General features: G+C 58.7%; 11 protein-coding genes. 4 read left to right on the top strand and 7 right to left on the bottom strand.

Annotation, left to right across the window (positions count from 1 at the left end; all coding sequences use genetic code 11):
- Window positions 1-241: 241 nt before the first annotated feature.
- The 3 genes from Q8K09_RS01000 to Q8K09_RS01010 form a co-directional block, all read right to left on the bottom strand.
- A complete protein-coding gene (locus Q8K09_RS01000) occupies window positions 242-766 on the bottom strand; it encodes a DUF2937 family protein (RefSeq protein ID WP_305253088.1) in 525 nt (174 codons plus the stop codon).
- A 34-nt stretch (window positions 767-800) separates the two neighbouring features.
- Window positions 801-1,577 carry a class II glutamine amidotransferase gene (locus tag Q8K09_RS01005; RefSeq protein ID WP_305253089.1) on the bottom strand — a complete coding sequence of 259 codons (777 nt, stop codon included), beginning with the start codon at window positions 1,575-1,577 and terminating at the stop codon, window positions 801-803.
- 405 nt (window positions 1,578-1,982) lie between these two features.
- Window positions 1,983-2,456 (bottom strand): MFS transporter, encoded by a 474-nt coding sequence (locus Q8K09_RS01010; protein WP_305253091.1) that lies wholly within the window; start codon window positions 2,454-2,456, stop codon window positions 1,983-1,985.
- Window positions 2,457-2,608: 152 nt separating this feature from the next.
- Between Q8K09_RS01010 and Q8K09_RS01015 the strand changes: the two genes are divergently transcribed.
- From Q8K09_RS01015 to Q8K09_RS01025, 3 genes are all read left to right on the top strand, one after another.
- Window positions 2,609-4,648 (top strand): S9 family peptidase, encoded by a 2,040-nt coding sequence (locus Q8K09_RS01015; protein WP_305253093.1) that lies wholly within the window; start codon window positions 2,609-2,611, stop codon window positions 4,646-4,648.
- Between the two features lie 817 nt (window positions 4,649-5,465).
- Window positions 5,466-5,882 (top strand): DUF4398 domain-containing protein, encoded by a 417-nt coding sequence (locus Q8K09_RS01020; RefSeq protein ID WP_305253095.1) that lies wholly within the window; start codon window positions 5,466-5,468, stop codon window positions 5,880-5,882.
- Between the two features lie 58 nt (window positions 5,883-5,940).
- Window positions 5,941-6,750, top strand: a complete 810-nt coding sequence (locus tag Q8K09_RS01025; protein WP_305253097.1) for an OmpA family protein — start codon at window positions 5,941-5,943, stop codon at window positions 6,748-6,750.
- Between the two features lie 211 nt (window positions 6,751-6,961).
- Here the strand turns inward: Q8K09_RS01025 and Q8K09_RS01030 are convergent, their stop codons facing one another.
- From Q8K09_RS01030 to Q8K09_RS01045, 4 genes are all read right to left on the bottom strand, one after another.
- Window positions 6,962-9,700: a LuxR C-terminal-related transcriptional regulator gene (locus Q8K09_RS01030; protein ID WP_305253100.1), complete on the bottom strand. Its 2,739-nt coding sequence runs from the start codon at window positions 9,698-9,700 to the stop codon at window positions 6,962-6,964.
- Window positions 9,701-10,328: 628 nt separating this feature from the next.
- Window positions 10,329-11,696, bottom strand: coding sequence for a DUF1329 domain-containing protein (locus Q8K09_RS01035; protein WP_305253102.1), 1,368 nt, complete (start codon window positions 11,694-11,696; stop codon window positions 10,329-10,331).
- Between the two features lie 31 nt (window positions 11,697-11,727).
- Complete coding sequence (locus Q8K09_RS01040; RefSeq protein WP_305253104.1) at window positions 11,728-13,611, bottom strand: DUF1302 domain-containing protein; 1,884 nt, start codon at window positions 13,609-13,611, stop codon at window positions 11,728-11,730.
- A gap of 231 nt (window positions 13,612-13,842) precedes the next feature.
- Window positions 13,843-15,525: a fatty acid--CoA ligase gene (locus Q8K09_RS01045; protein WP_305253106.1), complete on the bottom strand. Its 1,683-nt coding sequence runs from the start codon at window positions 15,523-15,525 to the stop codon at window positions 13,843-13,845.
- A 194-nt stretch (window positions 15,526-15,719) separates the two neighbouring features.
- Between Q8K09_RS01045 and Q8K09_RS01050 the strand changes: the two genes are divergently transcribed.
- Window positions 15,720-16,895 (top strand): acetyl-CoA C-acyltransferase, encoded by a 1,176-nt coding sequence (locus Q8K09_RS01050; protein ID WP_305253108.1) that lies wholly within the window; start codon window positions 15,720-15,722, stop codon window positions 16,893-16,895.
- Window positions 16,896-17,125: the final 230 nt, after the last annotated feature.

Below are 17,125 nucleotides of genomic sequence, written 5' to 3' on the forward strand. Positions count from 1 at the left end.
CCCGATCAGGAGCACATGAGCGGATTTTCATTATGGCTCAAGGCACCTAATGCCTTAATTAGAAGCCGGATATACGGAAGCAGTCGTACCTAGGTTCGTTTGAAGAGCGTATCACTGGCAAAACGGGGGGAGTCCATATACGGATCAAATCCGGGAGATTGATCGCCTGCTCAACCGCTCCCGGATGGCCCCAAGGCTTATCCGGGCTACGGTGCTGGGGTTTACGGCGATGCGTCAGCGTCTAACGCCAATGCCTGCGCTGCACATCCCGGGTGCGGCCGCCGCCGAGCAGCAAACCGATCAGCAACAACAGGCTTTCCACCAGCCAGGCCAGCAGCAAGGCACACACCAGCCCCCAGGCGATAGCTTCTGGCGCCAGCAGTACTTGGTAACGGTAGGCGTTGTAGGTCTCGTCCATCAGTTCACGATCGGCGGCGGTCGCCAGGTGCCAGACCTGGCCGTACCACGGTTGTTGCATGGCCTGCCACTCCAGCTCGAGGTAGCTGGCGCGGTCGACCAGATAACCCACACTCTGCGCATCGCTGCGCATCACCGGGTCGTCACTGGCCTCATAGTGATTCACTAGCGCGTGCAGATCGCCATTGAAAAAACGCTTGGCGGTGTCGCGAAAACTCTTCAGACCCTGCTCTGACTCCAGCCGATGCGCGTCGACGCGCTTGCTGTAATCGGCAATAAAGCCCGGCGCCTGCACCCCGACCAACAGGCCCAAGGCAAACAGCGCCAAGCGTAGATAACTTCTGAACATAGCCCCTCTCCCTGAATCCAAGATACCCGTTTGCTCAGTCAGTCAAACCCTGGGCCACACACTCACCGCCGCGCCACAGGCGCCATTCGCCGGGGCAATAGAGGTTCCAACGTTCGTTATCGGTCAAGGGTTCGGTGGCCAGCACCGTCACCACATCGTTAGGGGTGGTCTCGGCCTGGAAGTCCACTCGCACGTCGACATCCTTCAACTGCGCAGGGCCAAAGGGCGCACGCCGAGTGATGTGTGCCAGCTTGGTCGAGCAGAAGCTGAACAACCAGTCCCCATTACTGAGCAGACAGTTGAAAACGCCGTATTGACGATAGGCCACACAGGCAGCCACCAGGCTGGGCAAGAACAGCTCAACCGCCACCGGCTCCGGGAATGCCTGGCGCAGACCGTTGAGCAGATCGCAAAAAGCCGCCTCACTGTCGGTGTCACCAACCGGTCGATAAAAGCTCGGCGCCGGAGAAAACTCCGCTAGCTGGCCATTGTGTGCGAAACACCAGTTACGCCCCCACAGCTCGCGCACAAACGGATGGGTATTGGCCAGACTGACTTTGCCCACATTGGCTTGGCGAATATGGCCGATTACTACTTCGCTCTTGATCGGGTAACGCTGCACCAACTGCGCCACTTGCGACTCGCTACTCGCGCGTGGCTCCTGGAACAGACGCAGGCCGCGCCCTTCATAGAAACCGATACCCCAGCCGTCACGGTGCGGCCCGGTGTCGCCACCGCGGCGCATCAACCCGGTAAAACTGAACACGATATCAGTGGGCACATTGGCACTCATGCCGAGCAATTCACACATGGTTACAGCTCTCGACTCAGAGGTTGTGAAAATATCGAGCAGCGTCGCGACAGCGACTCCAGGCCCGTCGGATGGATTAGCCGCCTGGGTGATGCGCGGCAGCACCCATCATGGCGCTGAACCTGCTGGCGCCTTGACGGGTATTGCTACCCTCAACACCACCCTGCTGTGATCCCCGAAGTCCGTAGTTCTGTCGTCCGTAGGATGGGTTAGGCGCATGCAAATAGGCCTGTTGCCACAAGAGCAAACACGCCGTAACCCATCAGCGATAGTGGCCATGCCACCGAGTACAGGCATCACTCACTTGATGGGTATCGCTACGCTCAACACATCCTACGATCTTGATCCCTGAAATCCGTAAATCTATAGGGGGTGACGCCAGTCATCCAGCTACTAGAAATCTGCTTAAAGTCGCGGTTCGACGCGTAAACGGCGATCGCCAGCCTGGGCAGGGCGGCTATCGATGTCCTCACGCTGCATGATCTCGCGCAGGGTCGGCGCAGGTTCAGCATCCGGTTCTGGTTGCGCGTCACGACGGCGCTGCCACCAGCGTTCCAGGGGCCAGCGAATAGCGACAAACAGCACATACAGGGCGAATGCGATCAGGCCATACAGGGCCAGATCGGCGACTGCGCGCCAGACACTGGTACCCACATTCAACAACAGGTCCAGCGCGGTGATGGCAATCGCCGGAGCTAACACCTCTTCGTTGGCAGGATCGACAACGGTGGGGCTGAACAGCAGTACCGCCGCCAGCAAACGCAGGGGCTCGCGCAGATAACGCCACATCCAGCGGGTCACGCGGAACCACACCAGCAGGCAACCCAAAGCGGCGACGGCATAGGCGCCCCAGGCAAGTAAATAGTCGTTCTCAGTCATAAAGCGCAGATCTCTAAACATGACAAGGCTGGACGGCTGATGCCGTCAGCCAGTGAAGGCTGCATTTTTCAGCGGCCTGCTGGCGCAGTGCGGCTTATGATAACGGCTTTTCCGCGGCCCGACTGCCGACCGAACAGAATTGGAGTTACCAGATGCCCCTCGCACCCATCGCCCGCACCACGAACGCTGCCGACCCTTACAGCTGGCTGGAGAAACGCGACAGCGAGGACGTGCTCGAATACCTCAAGGCAGAAAACACCTACCTGGAAGCTGAACTGGCCGAGCAACGCGAGTTGCGCGAGACGCTGTTTCAGGAGATCAAGGGCCGTATCCGCGAGACCGACCTGTCGCTGGCTTCGCCTTGGGGTCCCTGGCTGTATTACCAACGCACCACTGCTGGCGACGAATACCCGCGCCACTTCCGTTGCCCGCGCCCGGCCGACGGCTCACTCGACGTCGATGAGCCCGCCGAGCAGTTGCTGCTCGACCCCAACGCCCTGGCAGATGGCGGCTTTATTTCGCTTGGCACCTTTAGTGTCAGCCAAGACCACCAGCGTCTGGCCTACAGCCTGGACACCAGCGGCGATGAGGTTTACCAGCTGTTCGTCAAGGAACTGGCCACCGGTGCCATCAGCCAACTGCCGTTCGCCGACTGCGACGGCAGCATGACGTGGGCCAACGACAGCCAGACCCTGTTCTTCGGGGAGCTGGACGACTGCCATCGCCCGCACAAGCTGTACCGCCATCGCCTCGGCAGTGACTCTGCCGAACTGGTATTCCATGAGGCCGATGGGCGCTTCTTTCTCAACTGCTACCGCGCCAGCTCCGAGCGCCAGCTGGTGCTGCTGCTGGGCAGCAAGACCACCAGCGAGGCCTGGGTGCTGGATGCGGACACGCCGCAAGCGGTGTTCGCCTGCCTGGCGCCACGCGAGGAAGGCCACGAATATTACGTCGACCACGGCAAGGTCGATGGCGACTGGGCCTGGCTGATCCGCAGCAACCAGAGCGGAATCAACTTCGCCCTGTACTGCGTGACAGGAGCAGACGCCCCGACCCGCGAGCGCTGGGTCGAGCTGCGCGGCCATGACCCGCAGGTGATGCTCGAAGGCGTGAGCCTGAACGACAGTGCGCTGGTCCTCAGCCTGCGCGAGGGCGGTTTGCCGATCATCGAGGTACACGCCCACGGCCAGCAAAGCTACCGAGTGAACCTGCCTGATGCTGCTTACAGCCTTTACGTGCAAGACACTCTGGAGTTCGCAAGCAAGGTGATTCGCCTGCGTTACGAAGCGCTCAACCGCCCAGCGCAGATCCGCCAACTGACCCTCGTCGACGGCGCCCAGCAAGTGCTCAAGGAAACCCCGGTACTCGGCCCGTTCAACGCCGACGATTACCTAAGCCAGCGCCTCTGGGCCACAGCGCCAGACGGCACCCAGGTGCCAATCAGCCTGGTGGCCAAGCGTGAGGTGCTGCAAGCCGGGCAACCCGCCCCGCTCTACCTCTATGGTTACGGCGCCTACGGTGAAAGCCTAGACCCCTGGTTCTCCCACGCGCGCCTGAGCCTGCTGGAGCGCGGCTTCGTCTTTGCCATCGCCCATGTGCGCGGCGGCGGTGAGCTGGGCGAAGCCTGGTACCGCGCCGGTAAGCTGGAGCATAAACAGAATACCTTCAGCGACTTCATCGCCTGCGCTGAACACCTTGTCACTAGTGGTTACACCAGCCCGGCTCAACTCGCCATTAGCGGCGGCAGCGCTGGCGGCCTGCTGATCGGTGCAGTGCTCAACCAGCGCCCCGAGTTATTCGCAGCAGCCATTGCCGAGGTGCCCTTCGTCGACGTGCTTAACACCATGCAGAACCCCGATCTGCCACTGACCGTCACCGAATACGACGAATGGGGCGACCCACATCAACCCGAGGTCTTCGAGCGGATCAAAAGCTATGCGCCCTACGAGAACGTCAAAGCCCAAGCCTACCCATCGCTCCTTGCTGTAGCCGGCTACAACGACAGTCGCGTGCAGTACTGGGAAGCCGCCAAGTGGGTAGCCAAGCTGCGCGCCAGCAAGACCGACAGCAACCTGCTGCTGCTCAAGACCGACCTCGATGCCGGCCACGGCGGCATGAGTGGACGCTACCAGGCGCTCAGGGATGTGGCGCTGGAATATGCCTTCCTGCTCAAAGTGTTCAACGTGCAATAGCTGATAGCTCTACCCGTGCGGGCACTGACGCCGCGGCATTAGCGCCCGCACGGGTCGCCTGATTGCCTGATGTGCGGGCAACCGCCTCAAAAGCTAAAGGCATCACCGACCTCAAAGTACCTGCAAAATGCAGGGAACCGCTCCCGGGAGTTCGCCCAGGCTCCGCCAGACTAAGAAGCTGCAGACTCGTCAGCAGGATTGTTTGCCCGGCGCTTAATGCACCTCGACGCAGGCAGAAAATCCCCGCCTGCTAACGAGGGCCAGAAGCGCTTGCTGGCACCAGCAGGAACGGCCGTGAGTCGATAGGCAGCCTGGCGCTGACGCTGCCTATTTTTCAGTTGCTAAGCACCCCGCTGAGCGAACCGCAGGCCCCAGCATCTGCGCGGTGTACACGCGCGCAAACCGTTAATAAAAATGAACACCCCATAGACAAGACCATGCCCCAGCCAACTGCTGTATAGCCCCGCGGAGTGGACATCTTCCAGTAGGAGCGGCCGCATGAAATTCCGCGCATGCCACTAATTTTTTCGGGCATTTAGACGTTTTTAGCGGGCAAATCCGCTCTTCAAAAAGTGCCTCCGCTTATGCGACACGTAACAGGGGCATCACCATAGAAAAAGCAGCCATCGCGACTCACATGATTATCTTTGTTGTTTTTTTTGAACGATTTTTTATAACCGCACTCAAAGTTTCGTAGCGTTCTGGCGATTGGTCGCTGGTGATGGCGTGTTTCGCCTTATCCAAATGCGTCCGCTCCCTCAGTCAAAACGCTGGCTGGTGACCATCATGGGAACCACTGCACGCAAGGAAATTTCCAATGGAACTGAACACCATGATCATCGCCCCTGCACAGCAACAACGTACTCGCCGGTCAACCTGGACGCTCGCTGCCCTCGCCATCGGCGGCAGTCTGTTGCTGGCCGGTTGCGCCGGGAATCCACCTAACGAGCAGCTCGCCGTGACCACCTCGGCCATAAACTCTGCAGTCACTGCCGGCGGTACCGAGTTCGCTGCGGTAGAAATGAAATCGGCCCAAGACAAGCTCAAGCAAGCCGAGCAGCAAATGTATGACCATAACTATGAAGAAGCTAAACGCCTAGCCGAACAGGCCGAGTGGGATGCTCGTCTGGCAGAACGTAAATCCCAGACAGCCAAAGCCGAGAAGGCCCTGAAAGATGCCCGCCAGGGCGTTGAGGAAATGCGCGAGGAAAGCATGCGTGGCAGCAGCCTTTAACACCTACTGCCCAGCACGCTGAACAGACCTCCGCCAACAGATAAAGGATTACCCGAATATGCGTACTCAAGTAATGATTCCCGCCCTACTGGCATTGAGCGTCGGCCTGGCCGCGTGCTCCTCGCAGCCCAACGTCAACCTGGAGAATGCACGCAGCAATTTCTCCACGCTGCAGTCAGACCCGCAAGCCAGTAAGGTCGCCGCACTGGAGACCAAGGGTGCCAGCGAGATGCTGGACAAGGCCGAACAAGCCTACCGTGCCAGCGAAAATGAGCAGACGGTCGATCAACTGGCCTACCTGACCAACCAGCGCGTCGAAGTTGCCAAGCAAACCATCGCCTTGCGCAGCGCCGAACAGAACCTGGGCAAAGCATCCGCCGAACGTGCCAACGCTCGTCTGAATGCACGTGACGCGCAAATCGGTGCGCGTGATGCACAAATCAAGGAGCTGCAAGACAGCCTGAACGCCAAAAAGACTGAACGCGGCACGCTGGTAACCTTCGGTGATGTGCTGTTCGATCTGAACCGCTCGGAACTGAAACCCGGCGGCATGAACAACATCAACAAACTCGCTCAGTTCCTCCAGCAAAGTCCGGAGCGTAAGGTGATCGTCGAGGGCTACACCGACAGCACCGGCTCCGCCGCATACAACCTGAGCCTGTCGCAACTGCGCGCCAATTCGGTTCGCATGGCGCTGGTGAAAATGGGCGTTGGCCCAGAGCGCATCACCACCCAGGGTTATGGCAAGGAATACCCGGTGTCGGGAAATGACACCCCATCTGGCCGGTCGATGAACCGCCGGGTCGAGGTCACGATTTCCAACGACAACCAACCGGTTGCACCGCGTAGCACAACAAACGCGGGCTGATTAGCACGCAGCAGACAAAATGCCGCTCACCTGGTTTAGGTGAGCGGCATTTTTGTAGGTCTTTTGTTTGTCTAAAGCCCCTGCGAAATCGCAGGGTGGATGAAACGTTATCCATCCACTAATAGCGGTGATGATGAGAAAGGCGTCATCCGCCCTCGCCAGCTCTGGTAGCCCGGATGCAATCCGGGGAAATTCAGCGATTACACATCCCTCAACGCAACAGCCCTAGATCCTTGGCCCGCGCCACTGCCTGAGTACGCCGCTCGACGCCCAGTTTGCTGTTTATATGACGGGCATGGGTCTTCACCGTGTGCAGCGAGATGAATAGCTGTTCGCTGATTTCCTGATTCGAACAACCCTGGGCGATCAGTTGCAATACTGCCAACTCACGCGAACTCAAAGCCTCGGTCAACTGGTTATCAAGCTTGGGCAGCGCCACTCCCTTATTCTGCGGCAGATACTTGAGCAACCTGACCGCCACCGCGCAATCGGGGCGCGCCAGCAGTTGCTCGCGCAGCCATTGCGGCTGATGCACGAACAATTCCTGGTAAGGCAGCAAAGCCCCCCCTTGCGCCGCTTCCAGGCTGCTGACCAGCCAGCTGACGGCCTCACGGTCGCGCCCTGATGCTTTGAGCAGCAAGGCCAATTGCACCTGCGCAGCCACCACGAACAATTGGCCTGATGCAGACTGGGCGCATTGACTGAGCGCACGCAGGCGCCGCTCGGCAATTTCCAGGCGGCCCTGCAAACGTTCCAGCGCAGCTTGCTGCAACTCGATATGCAAGGCCAGCTGCGGATGGAACTCGGGGGCCGCGCCAGGCGATTCGCCGCAATAGGTCTCGGCCAGCCGCTGCAGCCAGACTTCGGCCAACTCCAACTGCCCCTGAGACAACCACAGCTCGCACTTGAGCACCGTGATCATCGCCAGGTAGTAAATAGAGGGCACATCCCAGGCATGCATCAGCCGCTCGGCTTCAGCCAACTGGGCGAAGGCCTCACTCAGACGCCCTTCGCGTCCCTCGACCCCGGCCAGTACGCAATAGCCCACCAGCAGACTGATATCGCGACAGGCACGCGCCTCACCAATCCCGGCCAGCAACTTGGTGCGCGCGGCCTGGGTTTCAAGCGACACACTGAGCAGATAGCCCTCGTAAAGATTGAGCCGAGCACGCACCGAATATACCCGCTGAGTCGATAGCCCCTGCAACCGATGCAAACCCAGGCGAACCTCGACCATGGCGCGCTGAACCTCACCGCGCGCATGCAGCACACGCGCCCGTTCGGCATGCGCCAGGCCCTCGAACAAGGGGTTATCGACCCGCTGCGCCAATTCCAGCGCCTCACGATTGAGCCCCCGCGCACGCCACAAGTCGCCCTTGGTCATCGCCAGATTGGCCAGAGTAAACAGGCACATCAGCCGCGGACCGCAGCGCTTGGCGCTAAGCAAGGCCAGGGCCTCGCTGCAATAGCGCTCCGCCTCAGGCACCTGGCCACGACCGCGGGCGATGATGCCGGACAGGGCCAGCCATTGAGCCAACAGATCCTCATGTTCCTGCGCGTCAGGAGCGGGAAGAAAACGCCCCAACTTCTGGATCAACTCTTCGGCCGCATCCAGCTGGCAGGCTAATGCCAACGCCCAGCTGTACAACACCAGCAGGCGCGGTGTGCTGGCCAACAGGCTGTCGGGCAAGTCCATCTTCCAACGCAGCAGGCGCGCAACATTCTGCTCGCCAAGCAATTGTTCCTCCGACAGGTTCTGCACCAGGTTGGCCGCCACCTCGGGCTGACCAGCGCGCAACGCCTGATCGACCGCCTCCTCGTGCAGGCCCTGACTGCTGAACCAGCGACAGGCACGCAAATGCAAGGCGGCCTGGGACTGACTGCGCTGAGTAGCTGGACGCGAGCGCAACAGATCGGAGAACAGGTGGTGGTAGCGAAACCAGTTGCCTTGCTCGTCCAGCGGGACCAGAAAGACCTGGTGGGTCTGCAAGTGCTGAATAATCGCCGCGCTGTCATGCTGCTCGCGCAAGGCATCACACAACTCAACACTGAAACGATCAAGGCAGGCCGTGTCGAACAAAAAGCTCTGCACCTCGGCCGACTGCTGCTCGATCACCTCCTCCAGCAAATACTCACGGACCAACCCCTCATCCCCCTGGGGGACGCGCTCAGGGCTGTCATCATCAGCCTGCTGACGAGTCAACATCCACAGCCGCAAGCCGGCCACCCAGCCCTCGCTGCGCTGACGCCACTCTTCCAGAACCGGCTCACTGAACTGGGCGCCCTGGCTGCCGAGTAGCGAGCGAGTCTCGTCCTCAGTCAAGCGTAGGTCCTGTTCCTGCAACTCCAGCAACTGGCGTGACAGGCGCAGGCGAGCCAGGTGCCAGTCGGGCCGCTGACGGCTGGTCACCAGAATGACCAGCCCCTCAGGCAGATGATTGAGCAGAAACTGCAGGCAGCGGTCGAGCACCGCACCTTGAGCCAGGTGATAGTCATCCAGCACCAGCAACAACGGCGCTGTCGGTACGAGGCGCTCGCCCAGTTCGTCGAGCAAACCATCGAGCCACTCTTCGAAGGCGAAGGGTTGGTGCCGTTGACGCATGCGCAGCAAAGCCTGAGCATCCTCGCCAAGCCCCGGATAGAACTGCTGCAGACCGGCCAGCATGCGCTCGAGAAAACGTCCCGGATCACTATCCCGCGAGCTAAGGCCCAGCCACAGACTGTGCCAGTGGCCAGGGAGTGCCTGACAGAACTCACTGGCCAGCGAGCTTTTACCAAAACCCGCCGGAGCACTGACCAGCAGCAGGCGCCCCGCCAACCCTTCGGCCAGCCGCTCGCACAGACGCTGCCGCGGCACATGACTGGATGGCAGTGGCGGACGGAAAAAACGACTGTCGCCCAAAGGAACGGCATCGCGGACTACAGGCGCTCTATGCGTCAGATCGGTCATCACCCGGCTCTTTTTAAGTAATTGCCAGTTCAAGCACGAACGCTCAGCAGACTATCGACTTAACCACGGGAATTGAAGCCTGGATGTGTGCACTGAAACAAATCATTACCCAGGCACCCAATCCGGGTTCAGCCTGGGCCAGTTCGTATGGGCGATGTTAAGCGACGTGGGTAGCCTAACCGGCAAAGCCACAACATCGCCGCAAAACCGCAGTTTACCCCGTTCGCGGCCGAGCCCCCTCCCACAAAAGATCGCCCTGCACAGCTCTGCTAGACCGGATGCACTCAAGGAGTGCTTTGTAGGCGCAAGATTTCCCCGGATTTCATCCAGGCTACGAGAGCGGTGTAGGGTGGTTCGGGGCGCGTAGCTGAGGCCTTTTCATCCACCATCGCTATTGGTGGATGGATAGAGCGTCATCCACCCTGATATGCCGCAGACCTTGCATATGAACATAGGATCTACAAACTGCCGCTCGCCAAAATTGAGTGCACGGCATTGCGCCTCTCTGCGTTAGCTGGCGACGTAGACACGCGGCTGTGATCGGCCGGCCAGTTAAGCGAATTTTTTGAAACCACCAAAACAAGAAAGCCGGCCCAAGGGCCGGCTTTCATTGTTACATCAAGAGCTATTAACGAACGCCAGCCTGACGCAGTGCAGCCGGGGTGTAATCGCTTTCTTTTGCCGGGTAGTCGAACTCGTAGGATTGCTTCTCCTCGTTCTTCATACCCAGGGCCAGGTAACGACCGGACTGCAGGTCATACAAGGTTTCCAGGGTGTACCACGGCACTTGCTTGTCGTAGTAGTACTGGGCATGGGCCTCAGCTACACGCCACAGGGTACCGCGACCGTCGTAATGGTCGATTTGCGCGGCTTGCCAGGTGTCTTCGTCGAGGTAGAAGTCACGCTTGGCATAGATATGACGCTCGCCTGCTTTCAGGGTCGCAGTCACATGCCATACCCGGTGCAACTCGTAACGGGACAGATCCTGATTGATATGACCCGGCTTGACGATTTCGCTGTACTTCAGCTGCGGCGAATCCAGACGGTAGGTGTTGTAAGGAATGTAGATTTCCTTCTTACCGTTCAGCTTCCACTCGTAGCGGTCAGGTGCACCGTTGAACATGTCAAAGTTGTCGGAAGTGCGCAGACCATCGGCAGCAGTACCCGGCCCGTCATAGGACACCTGCGGTGCACGACGTACGCGACGTTGACCGGCGTTGTACAACCACGCCAGACGCGGCTCCTTCACCTGGTTGAGGGTTTCGTGCACCAGCAGCACGTTACCGGCCAGACGCGACGGTGCAGTTACCCGTTGCTTGAAGTAGAACAGCACGTTGCTTGGCTTGCTGGTATCAGCATCCTTCAGTGCACCGCGGAAGGTGAACTCATCCTGGAAGTAAACCAGGCTGTAGGAGCCGTTCGGCTGCGGAGTCGCCTGGGTTACCAGACGCTTGACGCTGCCGCCGCGGTAGCGGGTGATGTGGTTCCAGATAGCTTCCAGACCATCCTTCGGAATTGGGAACGGGTTAGCCTGCTCGAAATTCTCCAGGCCGTTGCCGCCCTCAACCATACGGGTGTTGAGCGCATTGCGCTTGGACGCTTCCATCACGAAGTCAGGCATGCTGGCCGAGCGATGGGTCGGGAACACCGGGATCTTGTAGCTTTCTGGATAACGCTTGAACAACGCCAGCTGACCGGGGGTCAACTTGTCTTTGTACTGTTCCGCGTTGGCCGCAGTGATGGTGAACAGCGGCTGCTCGTTCGGGAACGGATCAGCCAGGAAGCCACCAGCGTCTACAGCACCCGCATTTTTAGGCAGACCACCGGTCCAGGCCGGAATCGAGCCGTCCGCATTACCTGCCATCTCGGCACCCACTGGCGTCAGCGTGGTACCCAGCTTGGCAGCCTCCTCTGGCGACACGGCAGCCATAACGCTGCAGGCCAGCAGCGAAAGGGTCAGCGCGCCGGTTTGCAACAGACTTTTTGTTGTTTTCATATACAGAGTCTTCCTCAAAATTCCTGTGCGCTTAGAAGTTCATACCAAAGCTGAGTGCAACGAAGTCGCGGTCAGTGGAGGTGTTGTATTTGCCGTCAAAGAAGTCGGTGTAGGAAAGACCGGCGGTGTAAGTATTCTGGTATTCAGCATCCAGAGCCAGACTTACAGCCTTGGCACCTTCAGTGAACAAACCATTCGGGCCATAACCATCCACGTCATGCGACCAGGCAACGCTTGGCTTGAGGTTTACGCCAGCAAAGAAATCTGGGTAGTCCCAAATGGCGCGAGCGCGGTAGCCCCAGGAAGTACTGGTAGCGAAGCCATCATCTTCACAATAGCGGCGCACGTTCTTACCCGAATTTCCGTTGAGAATTTGCGAACAAGTTTCACGAAACACGCCTGGAGCGACTTGAGTGGGTGGCAACGGCCCTGGGCCAAATACAGGATCACGGCCGTAACGGACGTCATCGGTATTTTCCAGACCACCAATGTGCGCTATACCAATTTCACCGACCAGGGTGAGGCGAGAAGCGCCCATAACCTGATCAAAGAAATGAGTAAACGTGGTTTGGAACTGGGTTATTTCTTTGCGGTTATAGCCGTGCAGGTCTTGACCCGCGGTGCCATTAAGAACGGAGGCATTGGCAAACGCACCACCGAGCAGTTTTACACCGCTATACAGAACGTCAGTCGAGTTGAACTGCACGGGCGCGTTCGGACGGTAGCTCAACTCACCGGCCCAAGAGGTACCAGTAGGCAACGTGGTCGAGAAGCTCAAGCCATAGAGACGAATATCCTCTGGATATTCCATGAAATATTGTGAGTTACCCGCTACCACCAACGGTGCCGCCGCACCAAAACCTGGGGCAGCTGTATAAACACCCGGCCCAGCTGCTGTGGCACTAAAAATTGGTGTACGGCTGTGATAATTCATCACGTAGGCACCAAACTCGGTGTCCAGCGGTTGCGAGAAGTACCGCAGAGCGACACCAAACTGCCCGCTATCGCGTGCATCACGGTCACCACCACGAGGCACGATAATGCCTTCGCTTGTACCAGAAATCGCGTTAACGCCCAAGAATCCAGGAGCGCCAGCAATACCAGCATTAATACCGGCTAGCTGAGCAGCAGACGGTGTAGTCAAAACATTCAAATTATTATTGCAACCATCAGCAACAATATCCGCCTGCGAGAAGAAAGTACCGCAGTTGTCGACTACCGTCTGATCCCACTCAAGCTGATAAAACGCTTCGGCCGACAGATTGTCCGTCAAACTCTGTGCCACATAAAACATATTGACCGGAATCAAGCCTTCCTTGACCTCCGCACCGGGACGACGGAATGCCGCTGCGTCCACCGGATTAATCGAGTTGATGCTGTTCTGGATGAAAGTGCTTTCCCCCCAACTCACTACCTGCTTACCTAAACGTACGGAACCTGGCTGATCCAGAAGCTCGTAGTTGTGGTAAACAAATGCATCGAGAATTTGCGCACCAGAGGCCTGAGCACCTTCTTTACGGTTGCTGTCACTGATGTCTTTAAACTGACGATTTTCGTCCTTCAGTTCAAAGTCATACCAATACTTGCCGCGTACAAAAACGCCGGTATCGCCGTACTTCAATTCGAGGTCGTGCACACCCTTGAAGATTTTCGAGAAGGTTTCGCCTTTCTTGAAATTCAAATGACCATCATCAGAGGTCTGCGACAGGCCATCGCCACCGTTGTTCTTACCGATGAGGTCTTTGTCAGCGCCCTTGACCGACCAGCTGGCCCCCACTGACAGCGACGAATCGAATTGACCTTCGATCTCGCCAATATTGAAATTCACGCCGAATGCCGGTGTGGCGAGGGTGGATGCGAGGCTGACGGCCAACGGCAGTTTTGCCAGGCGCCAGGTTTTCTTTGCTTTTGTCATCGACGCTACTCCATGTACTTTTTTGTTATGGATGGTGCGGACTATAGCCAGAGGGTGTGACTGCTTGATCCCTCGAAAGTGTGATTTGCAGCCTCCCCAGGCACTCTGGCTCGCAGGTTTCAGCGGACTAGCCCGACCCGCTACAAGCCTAGAATGGCTTGAAAACAGTATTTAGCAAGCCAAACGCTTGTTTGACTGAGCAGTCATTTATTTGAGGTATCACCAGCCACCTCATACGGTCGAGAGAAACGCGCAGCCAGCCGCCTGCCATTGGGCGATGTCCAGGCGAATGCGCTTCTTGTCCAGCTTGCCGACACTGGTCTTGGGAATTTCAGTAACAAGCGCAATCTGCGAGGGGATGGCCCACTTGTTGATATGACCCTGTTCGACATAAGGCTTGAGGTGGTCCTTGAGGCCCTTGGCATCCAGCGCCTGTTCATCGCGTAGCACCAGCAAGGCAAAGGGCCGCTCGCCCCACTGCGGATCCGCCACACCCACCACGGCCACTTCACGCACGGCCGGATGACGACTGATCAGGTCTTCCAGTTCCAGTGAGGAGATCCACTCGCCACCGGTCTTGATCACATCCTTGATGCGGTCACGAATTTCGATAAAGCCCATGCCATCGATGGTCGCCACGTCGCCGGTATGCAACCAGCCGTGCTCCCAGAGCTCCTGGCCTTTCTCCGGTTCGCGGAAATAGCCCTGGGTCAGCCACGGCGAGCGCAGCACCAACTCGCCCTGGGACTCACCGTCCGCCGGCAGCATGCTGCCATCGGCACTCATGATCGCCGCCTCGACCAGAGGCACTGGCACCCCGGCCTTGATCCGGTAGGTAATCTGCTCATCTTCACTGCCAGCCAGCAACTCGTCGTTGATGTGCGCGCAGGAGATCAGCGGGCAGGTTTCCGACATGCCATAGGCCGCCGTCAGCTGGATACCACGCGCCTTGGCCGCATCGTAGAGCGCGCGGTTCAACGCACTGCCGCCGATAATCATCTTCAGCCCGTCGAAGTCATGGCCTTGGGCGCTCGGGGTGCTGAGCAGCATTTGCAGAATGGTCGGCACACAGTGGGAAAAGCTGACGTTCTCATCCTTGATCAGCTTGCACAGCAACTCCGGCTCGTAGCGCCCTGGATATACCTGCTTGATCCCCAGCATGGTGGCCGCGTAGGGCATGCCCCATGCATGCACGTGGAACATTGGGGTAATCGGCATGTAGACATCGTTGGTGCCCAGCAGGCGCACGCTGTCGAGGCTACCCAGCACACTGGCCGCTGCCATGGTGTGCAGCACCAGTTGCCGATGGGTGAAATACACGCCCTTGGGATTGCCGGTGGTACCGGTGGTGTAGAAGGTGGTGGCCACCGAGTTTTCGTCGAAGTCGGCGAAGTCATAACGTGGGCTGGCAGCTGCCAGCAACTGCTCGTACTCACCGGCCAGGCCCGGTAGTTCGGCGGTTTTTTCCTCAGCATCGGTCAGCAGCAGGGTTTTCTCGACCGTGGTCAGTTGCGCAGCGATGCCGTTGTAGAGGGGCACGAACTCACTGTTGACCAGGACGAACTTGTCCTCGGCGTGGTTCATGGTGTAAAGAATCTGCTCCGGCGACAGGCGAATATTGATGGTGTGCAGCACCGCGCCGAGCATGGGAATGGCGAACATGCATTCAAGGTAGCGATGGCTGTCCCAGTCCATCACTGCCACGGTATCACCGGCTTTGACCCCGGCTGTCGTCAGCGCATTAGCCAGCCGTGCAACCCGCTCATTGAAGGTCGCGTAGCTATAGCGCAAGGTGTCGCGATAGACGATTTCACGGGTTTTTTCATAGCGCACGCCGGAAAGCAGCAAACGCTTGATCAGCAGCGGATATTGGTAGGCGTTCGCCGCGGGCGGGATGATGCGGGTTTGCAACATGAGGAGTACCTGTCTGCAGGATATTATTTTTAGCGTGAAGAGACTCTAGAGCGCTTACCAGGCGGGCAAATCAGCCAAAAGAATGATTTGCCAAGTGACCTTTTTATCGCTTCGGGTCACACGATAGAATCGACCATTACATCAGGTCGAAAAGCGACCTTATCAATACAAACCAGCACATAGAGGCTACTGCAATGCCAGATATCGTCATCGTCAGCGGCGCCCGCACCCCGATGGGCGGCTTCCAGGGTTGCCTGTCCAGCGTTTGCGCGACGGACTTGGGCGCAGCCGCAATCCGCGCAGCAGTCGCCCGCGCCGGTATCGACGCTGCTGACGTGGAAGAAGTGATCATGGGCTGCGTACTGCCCGCCGGCCTCAAGCAAGGCCCAGCGCGTCAGGCAGCACTGAAAGCCGGCCTGTCCAGCGCTAGCGGCTGCACCACGATCAACAAGCTCTGCGGCTCGGGCATGAAGGCCGTGATGCTGGCCCACGACCTGCTCAAGGCTGGCAGCAACCAGGTGATGATCGCCGGCGGCATGGAAAGCATGTCCAACGCCCCCTACCTGATCGAGAAGGCCCGCAGCGGCCTGCGCATGGGCCACGGCGAGATCAAGGACCATATGTTCCTCGACGGCCTGGAAGACGCCCGTTCAGGTCGCTTGATGGGTTCCTTCGCCCAGGAAACCGCAGATCAATACGGCATAACCCGCGAGGCGATGGACGCCTATGCCATCGAGTCGCTGCAACGGGCCCAGGCGGCCATCGCCGCCGGCTTGCTGACCGCTGAAATCGTGCCGATCAGCATCAGCACGCGCAAAGGCGAAATCGTGGTGAAGGACGACGAGCAGCCGTTGAACGCCAACTTGGAGAAGATCCCAGGCCTGAAACCAGCGTTCAGCAAGAACGGCACCATTACGGCTGCTAACGCCAGCTCGATCTCCGACGGCGCTTCTGCGCTACTGCTGATGACCGCCGAGGCTGCCGCCGAGCGTGACCTCAAGCCACTCGCCAGGATCGTCGGCCATGCCACCCAGAGCCAGGACCCAAGCGAGTTCACCATCGCCCCGGTCGGCGCCATCAGCAACCTGTTGAAAAAAACCGGCTGGAGCAAGGACGATGTCGATCTGTTCGAGATCAACGAAGCTTTCGCCATGGTCACCATGCTGGCCATGCGCGAACACGGCCTGGATCACGCCAAGGTCAACATTTATGGCGGCGCCTGTGCCCAGGGCCATCCGATTGGCTCGACCGGCTCACGGATCATCCTGACCCTGATCAATGCCCTGAAAAATACTGGCGGCAAACGCGGCATCGCGACGCTGTGCATCGGTGGCGGCGAAGCCACGGCAGTGGCGGTCGAACTGCTGTAAGCCGAAGCCATAAACAAGAAGCCCCGCACAGGCGCAATGCTGTTCACTTAAGCGGCCATCTCTGGGCGCCTGTCGTAGCCATGCACCCACCCGTAGCCCAATGAAATGGACTCCCCCCTCCTACGGCGTCTATGCGCCAGACTAGAGTTGTCAAAACAAAAGTCACGAAGGGAGGAGTCACCATGAAATTTAAGCGAATTGGTGTCGATTTGGCAAAGCAGGTGTTCCAG

Origin of the sequence: Pseudomonas sp. (genome assembly GCF_030683065.1) — a bacterium.
Classification (GTDB): Bacteria; Pseudomonadota; Gammaproteobacteria; order Pseudomonadales; family Pseudomonadaceae; genus Aquipseudomonas.